Raw genomic sequence first — 12,524 nt, 5'->3', positions numbered from 1 at the left:
CGTGCTCAGGTGCGCGGCGCCGGAGGCGGTGGGCCGGACGGAGGCGTGCTCCCCGTGAGCCCCGTCGCAGGCGCGGGCGGCAGTTGCCAGCGCCCGGCGTGGCCGGGCGGCAGCGCCAGATCCTCGCGTACGGCGGTGTAGTAGGCGTCCCGCCCGGCGCGCTGCCGCTCCAGCAGCGTCTGCCATGCCACCGGGTCACGGGTGCCGCCGCGCAGGAACTCCTCCATCCGCATCACCGTGACCACCCAGGCCCGGGCCTTCTCGACCACCTCCGGGCTGCCGAGGAGCAGCAGCGCCTCCCCGGAGGGGTCCCGGGCGGCCGTCGCCTCCGCCATGAGGGGCACGGCCTCCTCCGGCGACAGCGGGTGGGGGTGCGGGTCGTTGCCGAGATGGGAGGCGACCCGGTAGGTCAGCGTGACGGACTGTTTGACGGTCCGTGCCCAGTCGGCGTAGACCGTGAGCCGCCGCTCCTCCCAGCGGCTCTCCCGCTCGCGCCGGAACCGCACCTGCTCGCCCCGCATCACCACCAGATAGGAACCGAACGCACCGATCACCACACCGAGCAGGGCGGGGAGTTGCTGGACGAAACTCGACATGGGCAGACGGTAACCGGGACGGGGACCGTGGCGCGGGCTCACTCCATCGCCGTGACGATTCCGTCCCAGAAGCGTGCGCGGGCCTCCAGTGCCGTCGTGGCCGTCTCCACCGCCTCCTCCCAGCGGCGGTCCTCCTCGCCGCACAGCTCCGCCACCATGGCCATCGCCATCGGTGTGTGCTCCTCCCCGTCCACCTCGATGTGCCGCGCGAGGTAGTCGCGGAACAACGGGAACCGCTCCGTGCCCTCCCTCTCGATCACCTGGTCGAACATGTCGGGGATCAGGTCCTCCCGGGAGAACGCGAAGGCGGCGGCCCGGCAGTGCAGCGGACGTTCCTCGACGATCTCGAAGGTCGTGCGGACGAACTCGGCGGCGGGGCCCGGCACTCGGGCGACCCGCAGGGCGGCGGAGACGGCGTGGCCCTCGCCGATCAGCCCGAGGAAGGTGTCGAGGCGGGAGGTGTCCGCGCCCGCCTCGGCCATGGCCGCGCGGTACAGCTCGAAGTGGCTGGTGAACCCGCCGTTCAGCGCGTCGCTCTCCTCGGCCAGCACGATGTCGTTGACGAGCCGCCGCCCGACCGGGGACCCGCGCGGGACCCAGGGGACCTCCACGCAGGTCAGGTCCCGCCGGAGGGAGGTGAGCAGGGACATGAAGTCCCACACCGCGAAGACATGGTGCTCCATGAACACCGCCAGATCGGCGCGGCTTTCGATGCGCTGATAGATCGGGTGCGTGGTGACTTCTTTCCGTACCGGTTCGACCGCGGCGCGCGCCCGGTCGATTCCGTCGTGGTTCACATCCCAGTCGTACCTGGACATGGATCTCCTTCGCTTTCCTGCAATTCCCCCCGAGCCTGTCGGTGATGGTGCTCCTTTTCCGGCAGGCCGGGCAAGCGCTTCCCGGAATTGCCGGAAGTTACCCCTGCGTACTCGCCCACAGAAGACCTCAAGACATCTGAAAAACCGTCAAAAATGTACGTTCCGGACAGCCGCAAAAAATATGTTGAAGATGTGAACGGGCTCCCGGTTCTCTTCGTACTCGTCGGCGTGAGCAGGAATCCCGTTACCGTCACCGTCGCGTACCAGGTGGTGCCGGGGCGCGAGGCCGACTTCCATTCCTGGGGGTGGGCCGCGCTGCGTACGAGTGCGCAGCAGCCGGGTTTTCTGGGGGGCGGAGTACTCGTCGACGGAGAGGCTGAGTGGCATGTGGTCTACCGCTTCGACAGTGATGAGTCGGCCCGGACCTGGGAGAACTCCGTGGTCTGGGCGCAGTGGTCGGCTCGTGTCGACGCCCTGGCGCAGGAGACCGGGCGCCGGAGCATCGCGGGGTCCAGGGCCTGGTTCGACTCCCAGACCTCCCGGGCCCCGGCACCTGCCGGCCCCCCGGGGCCACCCCCGAAATGGAAACTCTGGTTGGTGAACATGAGCGCGGTCTTCCCGCCCGTGCTCTTATTCAACCTGCTGATACTTCCCTATCTCAACGACCTGAATCCGCTTTTTCGTACACTTCTGCTGTGTCTGGCCGTTACAGCCATCGTGACCTGGATTCTCATGCCGAGACTCCAGCGATTCCTCAAGAAATGGCTGTACCCGCCTTTGCAGGCGCTGCGCGGCCGGCACAAACGACGGACCGCCTAGGTCCGCGAACGAACAGAGGGGGGTGGGCGGGTGAAGACCCTGCTCATCGACAATTATGACTCGTACACGTACAACCTGTTCCAGCTGATCGCCCAGGTCAACGGCGAGGAACCGGTGGTCGTGCTCAACGACGCTCCGGCGGAAAGCATTCCGGAGCTGCGGGAATTCGACAACGTGGTGGTGTCGCCGGGCCCCGGCCACCCCTCGCAGCCGCGCGACTTCGGCATCGCCGCCCGGGTGATCGCCGAGGCCGAGATCCCCGTGCTCGGCGTCTGCCTGGGCCATCAGGGCATCGCGGCGGGCGAGCGGGCCACCGTGGAGCCCGCCCCGTGGCCGCGCCACGGACACCTCTCCACGGTCCGGCACGACGGCCGCGACCTGTTCCGTGGGCTGCCCCAGAACTTCACGGTCGTGCGCTACCACTCGCTGTCCGTGCGCGAGCCGCTGCCCCCGACCCTGGAGCCCACCGCCTGGGCCGAGGACGGCGTCCTGATGGGACTGCGGCACCGCGAACGGCCCCTGTGGGGCGTGCAGTTCCACCCCGAGTCGATCCTGACCGACCACGGCCGGCGCCTGCTGGTCAACTTCCGTGACCTCACGGAGGAACGGGCCGGCAGCCCGCGCACCCACAACACCGCGGTCATCCCCCTCAGCGGTGCGATCCCCCGCCCCCGCAGGGCCCCGGGGCCCGCCTACCGGCTGCACACCCGCCGGATCGCCGGCGCGGTCGACGCCGAGGCCGCCTTCACCCGCATGTACGCCGACGCGCCGCACGCCTTCTGGCTGGACAGCTCCCGCGTCGAGCGGGGAGCGTCCCGGTTCTCCTTCTTCGGCGACGGCAGCGGTCCGCTGGCCGAGGTCGTCCGCTACGACGTCGACAGCGGCGTCTGCGAGATCGAGCGGGACGGACGGCCCACCCGCCGGGTCGGGGCGAGCGTCTTCGACTACCTGAAGCGGCAGCTGGCGAGCCGCAAGGTCGACGCGACCGGCCTGCCCTTCGACTTCACCGGCGGCTACGTCGGCTACTTCGGCTACGAACTCAAGGCCGACACCGGCTCCCCCAACCGGCACAGGGCCGAGACCCCGGACGCCGCCTGGCTGTTCGCGGACCGGCTGATCGCGGTGGACCACGAGGAGGGCCACACCTACGCCGTCTGCCTGGCCGAGGACACCCCCGCGGCCGCCCGCGAGGCCGGCGACTGGCTCGACACCGTGCTGGCCCAGCTGACCTTCGTCGGCTCGGACACCACCGTCCCCCTGCGGTCGGCCGCGGCACCCTACCCGCGCGCCGCCGAACCCTGGCTCGTCCGCGACCGCGCCACCTACCTCGCCGACATCGACGCCTGCAAGGCCGAGCTGAACGCGGGCACCAGCTACGAGATCTGTCTGACCAACGCGGCCCGGTTACCCGCCCCGTACGACCCCTACGACTTCTACCGGGTGCTGCGCCGCATCAACCCGGCGCCGTACGCGGCCTTCCTGAGGTTCGGCGACCTCGACATCGCGGGCTCGTCGCCCGAGCGGTTCCTGAGGATCACCCGCGACGGCATCGCCGAGGCCAAGCCCATCAAGGGCACCGCCCCCCGCGGCGCCACCCCGGAGGAGGACGAGAGGCTGCGCGAGGACCTGGCGGCGGACCCCAAGACGCGCGCCGAGAACCTGATGATCGTCGACCTGCTCCGCAACGACCTCGGCCGGGTCTCGCGGACCGGCTCCGTACAGGTCACCCGCCTGATGGCCACCGAGACCTACGCCACGGTGCACCAGCTGGTCTCCACGGTCGAAGGCAGACTGCGCGAGGGCACCGGCGCCGTCGACTGCGTCCGGGCCTGCTTCCCCGGCGGATCGATGACCGGGGCGCCCAAGCTCCGCACGCTGGAGATCATCGACTCGCTGGAGACCGAGGCGCGCGGTGTGTACTCCGGAGCCCTCGGCTACCTCGGGTGCTCCGGCGGCGCGGACCTCAACATCGTCATCCGCACCGCCGTGTTCCAGGGCGGCCGTATGCATCTGGGCGCGGGCGGCGCGATCGTCCTCGACTCCGATCCGGCCGCCGAGTACGACGAGATGCTGCTGAAGACCGCGGCACTGATGCGTGCCCACCGGGAGCACACCTCCGCCCCGGCCGTCACCCGGGAGCACGCCGTAGCCCCGGCAGCCACCGAGGAGCCGACGCGATGACGATCACGACCACGGCGCAGCCCACCCGGCTCCCCGCCGACGCGGGCGCCCCCGGCAACCTCGCGGCACACCTCGCGGCCCTCGCCGAGCGCCGCGGCTGGACCGGCCGTCCGGCCTTCCACCAGGGCCACCGGGCCTACTCCCACGGTGAGGTGCACGACCTCGCGGCCCGTACCGCCACCGTCCTCGCCGACCACGGCGTCCGTCCCGGCGACCGTGTCCTCCTCGCCCTGCCGGACTCCGTCACCTGGGTCACCACGTTCCTCGCCCTGGCCCGCCTGGGCGCGGTCGCGGTCCTGGTGAACCCCGAACTCACCCCGCCGGAACTGCAGTTCATGGCGGAGGACACCGAGGCGGTGCTCTGGGTCACCGGACCGGCACTGGACTCCTGGATCCCGGCGCCCCGGACCCCGCGCGCGGCCGCGGCGTCCGCGGTCCCGCCGCGGGGCATCGAGCGGCACCGCCCGGCCCGCGGCGGCGCCGTCGCCTCGCCCCCGCGGCTGGGTTCGGACCAGCTGACGGCCCTGAGCGCCACGGCCCTCCCGACCCCGCACGCCCACCCCGTGGACGCCCACACCCCGCTCTACATCCAGTACACCTCCGGGACCACCGGCCGCCCCAAGGGTGTCGTCCACGTCCACGGCGACCCCCGGACCTACCACGACCTCATCGGCCGCCGGCTCCTGCGCGTCACCCCGGACGACGTCACCCTGTCCGTCTCCCGGCTGTACTTCGCCTACGGGTTCGGCAACGCCCTCGTCTTCCCCCTGTTCTCCGGATCCTCCGCGGTCCTCTCCGACCGCCGTCCCACCCCCGCGGCGGTCGACGAACTCGTCGCCCGGCACCGGGTGACCCTCCTGTACTCGGTGCCCTCGGCCTACGCGGCCCTCGTCGCCGACCGGGCGGACGGCCACGAGGAGTGCTTCGCCTCGGTGCGCGCGGCGGTGTCCGCCGGTGAGGGCATGCCCGCCGGACTCGGCAAGCAGGTCACCGAACTGCTCGGCGCCCCCGTCCTCGAACAGATCGGCTCCACCGAGGCCGGACACGCCTTCTGCGCGAACAGCTTCGACCACAACCACCCCGGCACCGTCGGCCGCCCCGTCCCCGGCTTCGAGGTCGAACTCCGCGACCGCGCCGGCGCCCAGGTCGCGGACGGAGAGGCCGGCGAACTCTGGGTGCGCGGCCCGACGGTGACCCCCGGCTACCTCAACCGGCCCGAGGAGACCGAGCGCACCCTCGTCGGCGGCTGGCTCAACACCCGGGACCGGGCCGTCCGCGAACCCGACGGCACCTACCGGCACCTGGGCCGGGCCGACGACATGGAGATGGTCGGCGGCATCACCGTCTCCCCGCTGGAGGTCGAGGCCCTGCTGCGCACCCATCCCGGGGTCCGGGACGTCGCCGTGGCCGCGGTCACCGACGAACGCGGCGCCAGCCGGCTGCGGGCCTTCGTCGTCCCCGTCCCGCCCATCGGGGTGGGCCTGGAGGCCGAACTGATCTGCATGGCCCGCGACCGGCTCGCCGCCTTCAAGGTCCCCCGCAGCGTCAGCTTCGTGCCCACCCTGCCCCGCACCGCGACCGGCAAGCTCCGCCGGCACCTCGTCCGCCAAGGGGCGTGGTGAGCATGTCCGGCACCCTCGTCCCCGCAGAAAGGTCCGGTCCCATGCGCGACCAGCTCCAGGCCGACCGGCAGCCCGCCCTCGGCCTCACCGGACGCGGCTTCTACCTGGGCTCGATGTTCAGAGAGGCCGCCGACCGGCACGGGCCCGTCTTCGTCACCCTGGACCGGCCCCTCGACGTCCGCCCCGACCTCGGGACCGACCTCTCCTACACGGCCCTCGCCGACGTCGTCGACGAACTCTCCGGCCTCCTGTGGGAGGCGGGCGTGCGCCCCTCCGAGGAGGTGGTCGTCCACAAGACGGACAACGTCGACATCGTGCTGCTGACCTGCGCGGTCTCCCGTATCGGCGCCGTCCCCGTCCTGCTGTCGCCCGGCCTCGCGGGCCCCGTGGTGGGACAGCTCCTCGAACGCCTCCACCGTCCCTGGCTGATCACCGACCGCGCGAAGCTGGAAGGCCCCCTCGCGGACATCGCCCTCACCGGCCTGGTACGGCGCACCCTCGCCGTCGACGACGCGCCCGGCGCCGAACCCCTGCGGACGTACGCGGGAGCCCCGACCCCGGCGGCCGTCCGGCTCCACCCCCGCGACCCGTCCCTCATCACCCACAGCTCCGGCACCACCGGCCTGCCCAAGCTGGCCGTGCACTGCCCGAACACCATGTGGAACCGGCTCGTCCCGCAGAAGGCGATGGGCTGGCCCACGCGCGGCGAGACCGCCGCCCTGCACATGTCGTTCGTGCACTCGCGCTTCTACCACCTGCTCGGCGTCCTGCTGCACTTCGGCAGCCCGCTGGTCCTGATCATCGATCCGGAACCGTCGAACGTGGGACCCCTGCTGGCCCGCCACCGTCCCGGCATCGTCGAGACCCACCCCAACACCTTCGTCCTGTGGGAGGAACTGGCCGACGCGCCCGGAGCCCCGCTGTCCCGCGTCCGCTCCTACGGCTCCACCTTCGACGCCATCCACCCGCGCACCGTGCAGCGGCTGCTGGACGCCTCCCGGCGGCGCTCGCCGTGGCTGATCCAGCTCTACGGACAGAGCGAGACGGGCCCGGTGGCCTTCCAGTGGTTCACCCGCCGCAGCGCCGCCCGCGCCGACGGCCGCCGGGTCGGCATCGGCATCCCCGGCTTCACCCGCGTCCGGGTCGCCGACGACGCCGGACGCCGGGTGGCCCCCGGCACGGCGGGCCGGATCGAGGCCCGCACCCGGGGCCGCATCCTCACCTACCTCGGCGCCCGCGAGCGCTACCTCCGCCAGCTCGACGGCGGCTGGTGGCAGATGGGCGACATGGGCTACCAGAGCCGCTGGGGCGCCCTCTACCTCATCGACCGCGAGATCGACCAGATCGACGCCGTGCACAGCAACCTGGAGGTCGAGGACACCCTGATGTCCCGCCTGGAGGAGCTGCGCGAGGTCGTCATCGTCCCCGGCGCCGACCGGGAACCCGTCCCCGTGGTGTGCGTGCGCGGCGAACGCCCCCTGGACCTGCGGCGCTGGCACGAGGCCACGGCCGACCTGCCGACCATGGCCGAGCCCCGCCAGTGGCGCTTCGAGGAACTGCCGATGACGTCCACCTGGAAGGTCAAGCGGGTCGAGATCACCCGCATGCTCACCGAGAGCACCCGCGCATGACGCCCCCCGTCCCCGTCCTCGTCGTGGGCGCCGGCCCCGTGGGCCTGAGCGCCGCCCTCGCCCTGCGCGCCCACGACCTCCCCGTCACGCTCCTCGAAGGCGACCCCGAGGGCCGCGAACGCCCCGGCAGCCGCGCCCTGTTCGTGCACCGCGAGACCCTGGACCTGCTGGAGGGCATCCACCCCGGACTCGCGGTCAAGATCGCCTCGTACGGCCGGACCTGGCACACCAGACGCACCCTGTACCGGGGCCGCGAGGTCTACGCCCGCACCTTCCCGCCGCCCGCCGGCACCCCGCCCTTCACCAGCCTCCGCCAGGTCGACACCGAGCGCTTCCTGCTCGCCGCCTGCCGGGACGCGGGCGTGGAGTTCGTGTGGGACGCGCGGATCGCCGCCGTGACCACCGACCCGGACGGGGTACGCCTCACCGCCGAGGACGGCCGCACCTGGACCGGTGTCCACGCGGTGGCCGCCGACGGTGCCCGCTCGGCCGTACGGCGCGAGCTGGGCATCCCGATGGAGGGCACCCACGGCGAGGGCTTCCACGTCGTCGCCGACATCGCCGACCTCCCCGGCGCCGAACTGCCCCTGGAGCGGGTCTTCCACTACGAGCATCCGGCGCTCGGCGGGCGCAGCGTGATGCGCGTGCCCTTCACCGGAGGCTTCCAGGTCGACCTGCAGTGCCGCGACGACGACGCGACGCGGGAGTTCGGCACCGAGGAGGCCGTACGGCGCTGGCTGCCGGAGGTCGTCGGCGACGGGTACGCCGAGCGCGTCCTGTGGGTGTCCACCTACCGCTTCCTGCGCAAGGTCGCCGCCGCCTTCACCGACCCGCACCGCCGGGTGCTGCTGGCCGGCGAGGCCGCCCACCTCTTCCCGCCGTTCGGCGCGCGCGGCATGAACAGCGGCATCGCGGACGCGGTCGCCGCGGCCCGCGCGATCGCCGACGGCACCCCCGTGGCGGTCGACGCCTTCGCCGAGGTCCGGCGCTCGGCGGGCCTGTTCAACAGTGCCGCCGCCGGCACGGCCCTGGACCACCTGCGGCCCCGGCGCCGTATCGTCCGCGTCAAACAGCGGGCGGCGGCGGCCCTCGCTCCCCTGGTGCCCCGCTGCGGCGCCTGGCTGGAGCACGCCCCCTACGGCCCCCGGCACGGCTCCCCGGCCGTCGCGGGCCGCAAGTACTGACCGAAGACCGACAGGAGCACCGAGTGACACCACCCGCCATCGCGGAAGGTCTGCTGACCTGGTCACCCGAACACGGCCTCGTCCCCGGCCAGTCGCACGGCGGCCGCCTCCTCGTCGCGGACTCGTGGCTGCTGCGCGACGGACGGGTGCGCGGCTTCGACCGGCACCGCGAACGGTTCCTGCGGTCCTGCGGCGAGTGCGGCGCCCCGGCCCCGGAGCGGGTCGCCGACTTCTGGCGGGACATGACCCGCGCCCTGCCGCGCACGGGGGAGTGGTTCCCCCGGGTCGAACTCGCCTCCGGGTCCCTGGAGTTGCGCCTTCTGCTGCGCCCCGCGCCGACCGTCACCGCCGAGGTGCGGGTGTGGGCGGCAGGTCAGCCCGACCCGCGGACCGTGCCCCGGCGCAAGGGACCGGACCTGGACGCCCTGGCCCGGGTGCGCGGACGGGCGGCGAACGCCGGCGCCGACGAGGCCGTCCTCATCGCGCCCTCCGGCCTGGTGCTGGAGGCGGCCAACTCCAGCCTGCTGTGGTGGGAGGACGACACCCTCTGCCTGCCGCCGCCCCGCCTGCCCCTGCTCGCCGGTGTCACCCTGGCCCTCGTCCGGGAACGGGCCGCCCGCACCGGCGTCCAGGTCGCCCACCGCGAACGCTCGCTCGCCGAACTGGACGGCCGCGAGGTGTGGCTGGTGAACGCGCTCCACGGCATCCGCCCGGTCGCCGCCTGGACCGGGCGCCCGATGACCCCCGGCCCGGCCGTCCGGGCCCCCCGGTGGCGGGCATGGCTGGACGGTCTCATGGAGCCGCTGCCGCGGGACTGAACCCACAGCGACATACCGACAGCAATACCGACATCCGGATATGGGCGTGAAAAGCGCCGGGTCGAAAGGAATTCGGCCCGGCGCTGCAAGCGTTTTCGGAAATCGCGGCGAAAGGTGCGCGAATGCCTCGGAGTTATTTCTGGGCGGGCTGGTAGGCCCCGGGAACCATACGGGTGGCGATCGCGATCCGGTTGTACGCGTTGATCACCGTGGCCGCCCAGATCAGTGCCGCGATCTGCTCCTCGTCGAACACCTCCGCCGCGCCCGCGTAGACGTCGTCGGGCACCTGGCCGTCGGTGACCAGTGTCACCGCCTCGGTCAACGCCAGTGCGGCGCGCTCCCGTTCGGTGAAGAAGGGGGTCTCGCGCCAGGCGCTGAGCGCGTAGATCCGCTGCTCGGTCTCGCCCTGGGCGCGGGCGTCCTTGGTGTGCATGTCCAGGCAGAACGCACAGCCGTTGATCTGCGAGGCGCGAATTCTGATCAGTTCGAGTATCTCGGGCTCGACCTTCGCGTCCTGGGCCGCGGTAACGGCGGCGCCGTGCAGGGAGCCCATCGCCTTGGACACATCGGGAGTTGTTTTCTTGAGGGCCACACGAGACGGGGAATGACTGTTGCTCATGAGGGGAACCCTATATCCGAATTCCAGGCTGTGTAACTGTTTCGTCTCGACGTGGGCCGACCCACAACCGTGGCCGTCGGCGGCATGTCTAGGCAGGCAGAAGCAGCGAAAATCACGCGAAGGGGGAGGACCCGGCATGGGGGACATACGCAGAAGAGGCGCGGTCGCGCTCACGGTCACCGGTCTGCTGGCACCGCTGACGCTCGCGATGGGCATCACGCCCGCGCAGGCGGCGAGTTGCACGGCGACGAAGGGTCCGTACCAGAAGCAGGTGGAGAAGTTCCTCGGGCGGCCGGTCGACGGCAAGCAGTCCACCGCCGACTGCGAGGCCATCAGGGCCTTCCAGACCAAGCACGGCATCTCGCCGAACATCGGCTACGCGGGCGCCGTCACCTGGGGCGTGATGGACCTCATGAACAAGCAGAAGGCCGTGGGCAAGAACCCCAACGCGGCGGGCAAGTGCCCGACGAACAAGGGCCGTATCGCCTGTGTGAACCTGACGCTGCAGCTGAGCTGGATCCAGGACGGCGGCAAGCTGGTCTACGGGCCCGTCCCGGTCCGCACCGGCCGCGACGGCTACGAGACCCGCACCGGCCTGAAGAAGATCTACTGGCGCAACATCGACCACGTCTCGTCGATCTACCACGTGCCCATGCCCTACGCCCAGTTCTTCGACGGCGGCCAGGCCTTCCACTCCGTCGGCGTCAGCATGTGGAACCCGCCCGGCTCCCACGGCTGCGCCAACATGACGAAGACGGACGCCAAGAAGTACTGGTCGCTGCTGAAGAACGGCGACGACGTCTACGTGTACGGCCGCAAGCCGGGCACCTGACGGGGGGTCGGGGGCCCGGCCGGCGGCCGGTGGCGGGACGTCACGCCTCGGGGGCGTCCCCGAAGTCCGGGATCTCCAGCCTGACCCCGCCCTGCCGCGCGGACTCGTGCGCGACGATGCCCGGCAGGGTGTAACGGGCCGCCACCCAGGCGTTGACCGACGGCAGGGTCCGGGTGTTGACGGCGGTCACGAAGTCGTCCACCAGGAAGTGGTGGCTGCCCTCGTGCCCGTTGTGCAGTTCGTCGAACTCCCGCGGCAGCCGGGACCGGTCGTGCACCGGCGCCGACCCGGAGGTGAAGGCGGCCCGCAGGTCCGGCGCGATGTGCTGGAGCGAGGGGTCGTCGGGGGACAGGGTCTGCTTGGGCTCCAGCAGCTCGCTGATGTCCGTCACCCCCTTCTTGTCCTGCCAGAACGCCACCGTGGCGAGCTGCTCCATGCTGGCCTCGGTGCCGAAGAACCGGAAGCGCGACTCCCGGATCTGCGAGGGGTAGCCGACCCGCCGGAACTCGTTCGTGCGGAACGAACCGCCGCCCGCCACCTCGAACAGCGCGGTCGCGTTCGAGAAGTCGTTGCCGAACTGGCTGACCTCCTTGTCGAACACGCCGTCCCCGCGCTCGTCCACGACCCCGATCGCCGACACGCTCACCGCGTGCGTCCCCCAGGCGCCCAGCACGCCGCCCACCGAGTGGGTCGGGTAGAGCAGCGGGGGGTAGCTCGCGGTCCGCTTCCAGTCCTCGCCGCCGCTGTACTGGTAGGCCTCGTAGAAGCCGAGGTCCATGTCGTGGACGTAGTCGCCCTCGGCGTAGAAGATCCGGCCGAACGCGCCCTCGGCGATCTGGTTGCGGGCGTGCACCGTCGCCGGGTTGTACTGGCTCGTCTCGCCCATCATGTACGTCAGCCCGGTCTCCCGGACCGCGTCGATGATCGCCGCGATCTCCTCGGTGGTGATCGCCATGGGCACGGCCGAGTAGACGTGCTTTCCGGCCGCCAGCCCCTGGAGCACCAGCGGGCCGTGCGTCCAGCGCTGGGTGAAGATCGCGACCGCGTCGACCTCCGGCGACTCCAGCATGGCCTCGTACGAGGGGAAGGTGCCGGCCAGTCCCTGGGCGGCCACGAGCTCGTCGGCCCGCTCGGGCAGCAGGTCCGTGACGTAGACGTCGCCGACGCCGGGGTGGGCCTGGAACAGCGTGGCGAACTGGCCGGAGAACTGGCCGGCGCCCACGATGCCGAGGGAGAACGTCATGTGAGGAATGTCCTTCTCTGCGGAGGAGTCACTGCCCACTTACTTTCGTCGCGAAAGAATTGTGACGTCAAGGGGGTGCGTGGTTATCTTTCGGTAGCGATCGGGGCGGTCGAGGGGGACTGGTTGTTTCCATGACGGAAGAAACTGGATGTGGGAGTCTG

The 12,524-nt window shown here is 71.6% G+C and carries 11 protein-coding genes; 7 read left to right on the top strand and 4 right to left on the bottom strand.

The window, feature by feature from the left end; translation table 11 throughout:
• Positions 1-5: 5 nt before the first annotated feature.
• Both PYR72_RS09215 and PYR72_RS09210 read right to left on the bottom strand, forming a co-directional pair.
• Positions 6-596: a hypothetical protein gene (locus PYR72_RS09215; protein ID WP_275454846.1), complete on the bottom strand. Its 591-nt coding sequence runs from the start codon at positions 594-596 to the stop codon at positions 6-8.
• Between the two features lie 38 nt (positions 597-634).
• A complete protein-coding gene (locus tag PYR72_RS09210) occupies positions 635-1,414 on the bottom strand; it encodes a DUF3050 domain-containing protein (RefSeq protein WP_275454845.1) in 780 nt (259 codons plus the stop codon).
• Between the two features lie 153 nt (positions 1,415-1,567).
• Here PYR72_RS09210 and PYR72_RS09205 point away from each other — a divergent pair, with 153 nt between their 5' ends.
• Genes PYR72_RS09205 through PYR72_RS09180 form a run of 6 tightly spaced genes read left to right on the top strand, consistent with a single transcriptional unit; the run spans position 1,568 to position 9,669 of the window.
• The gene (locus PYR72_RS09205; protein WP_275454844.1) at positions 1,568-2,233 is read left to right on the top strand and encodes an antibiotic biosynthesis monooxygenase; all 666 of its coding nucleotides are present in this window, start codon (positions 1,568-1,570) and stop codon (positions 2,231-2,233) included.
• Positions 2,234-2,263: 30 nt separating this feature from the next.
• On the top strand, positions 2,264-4,414 hold the full coding sequence (gene pabB / locus PYR72_RS09200) for an aminodeoxychorismate synthase component I (protein WP_275454843.1): 2,151 nt from the start codon (positions 2,264-2,266) through the stop codon (positions 4,412-4,414).
• A complete protein-coding gene (locus PYR72_RS09195; protein WP_275454842.1) occupies positions 4,411-6,036 on the top strand; it encodes a benzoate-CoA ligase family protein in 1,626 nt (541 codons plus the stop codon). The genes pabB and PYR72_RS09195 overlap by 4 nt, the downstream gene beginning before the upstream one ends.
• Positions 6,037-6,077: 41 nt before the next feature.
• Positions 6,078-7,667 (top strand): AMP-binding protein, encoded by a 1,590-nt coding sequence (locus PYR72_RS09190; protein ID WP_275454841.1) that lies wholly within the window; start codon positions 6,078-6,080, stop codon positions 7,665-7,667.
• Positions 7,664-8,851 carry an FAD-dependent monooxygenase gene (locus PYR72_RS09185; protein ID WP_275454840.1) on the top strand — a complete coding sequence of 396 codons (1,188 nt, stop codon included), beginning with the start codon at positions 7,664-7,666 and terminating at the stop codon, positions 8,849-8,851. The genes PYR72_RS09190 and PYR72_RS09185 overlap by 4 nt, the downstream gene beginning before the upstream one ends.
• A gap of 23 nt (positions 8,852-8,874) precedes the next feature.
• Positions 8,875-9,669 (top strand): aminotransferase class IV, encoded by a 795-nt coding sequence (locus tag PYR72_RS09180; RefSeq protein ID WP_275454839.1) that lies wholly within the window; start codon positions 8,875-8,877, stop codon positions 9,667-9,669.
• A 133-nt stretch (positions 9,670-9,802) separates the two neighbouring features.
• On the opposite strand, the gene PYR72_RS09175 is transcribed toward PYR72_RS09180, so the two are convergent.
• A complete protein-coding gene (locus PYR72_RS09175) occupies positions 9,803-10,288 on the bottom strand; it encodes a carboxymuconolactone decarboxylase family protein (protein WP_037726729.1) in 486 nt (161 codons plus the stop codon).
• A gap of 136 nt (positions 10,289-10,424) precedes the next feature.
• Between PYR72_RS09175 and PYR72_RS09170 the strand changes: the two genes are divergently transcribed.
• Positions 10,425-11,120, top strand: a complete 696-nt coding sequence (locus PYR72_RS09170) for a L,D-transpeptidase family protein (RefSeq protein WP_012998752.1) — start codon at positions 10,425-10,427, stop codon at positions 11,118-11,120.
• Positions 11,121-11,160: 40 nt separating this feature from the next.
• Here the strand turns inward: PYR72_RS09170 and PYR72_RS09165 are convergent, their stop codons facing one another.
• Positions 11,161-12,363, bottom strand: coding sequence for a Gfo/Idh/MocA family oxidoreductase (locus tag PYR72_RS09165; protein ID WP_275454838.1), 1,203 nt, complete (start codon positions 12,361-12,363; stop codon positions 11,161-11,163).
• Positions 12,364-12,524: the final 161 nt, after the last annotated feature.

Origin of the sequence: Streptomyces sp. VNUA24, from assembly GCF_029167005.1 — a bacterium.
Classification (GTDB): Bacteria; Actinomycetota; Actinomycetes; order Streptomycetales; family Streptomycetaceae; genus Streptomyces; species Streptomyces scabiei.
Note: the sequence above shows the minus strand (reverse complement) of the source record. Positions and strands in the feature narration are given on the sequence as shown.

What these genes read in the sequence shown, in the direction of transcription:
- PYR72_RS09215 (WP_275454846.1), bottom strand. Translation starts at nt 596, where the DNA reads ATGTCGAGTTTCGTCCAGCAACTCCCCGCCCTGCTCGGTGTGGTGATC.
- PYR72_RS09210 (WP_275454845.1), bottom strand. Translation starts at nt 1,414, where the DNA reads ATGTCCAGGTACGACTGGGATGTGAACCACGACGGAATCGACCGGGCG.
- PYR72_RS09205 (WP_275454844.1), top strand. Translation starts at nt 1,568, where the DNA reads ATGTACGTTCCGGACAGCCGCAAAAAATATGTTGAAGATGTGAACGGG.
- PYR72_RS09195 (WP_275454842.1), top strand. Translation starts at nt 4,411, where the DNA reads ATGACGATCACGACCACGGCGCAGCCCACCCGGCTCCCCGCCGACGCG.
- PYR72_RS09190 (WP_275454841.1), top strand. Translation starts at nt 6,078, where the DNA reads ATGCGCGACCAGCTCCAGGCCGACCGGCAGCCCGCCCTCGGCCTCACC.
- PYR72_RS09185 (WP_275454840.1), top strand. Translation starts at nt 7,664, where the DNA reads ATGACGCCCCCCGTCCCCGTCCTCGTCGTGGGCGCCGGCCCCGTGGGC.
- PYR72_RS09175 (WP_037726729.1), bottom strand. Translation starts at nt 10,288, where the DNA reads ATGAGCAACAGTCATTCCCCGTCTCGTGTGGCCCTCAAGAAAACAACT.
- PYR72_RS09170 (WP_012998752.1), top strand. Translation starts at nt 10,425, where the DNA reads ATGGGGGACATACGCAGAAGAGGCGCGGTCGCGCTCACGGTCACCGGT.
- PYR72_RS09165 (WP_275454838.1), bottom strand. Translation starts at nt 12,363, where the DNA reads ATGACGTTCTCCCTCGGCATCGTGGGCGCCGGCCAGTTCTCCGGCCAG.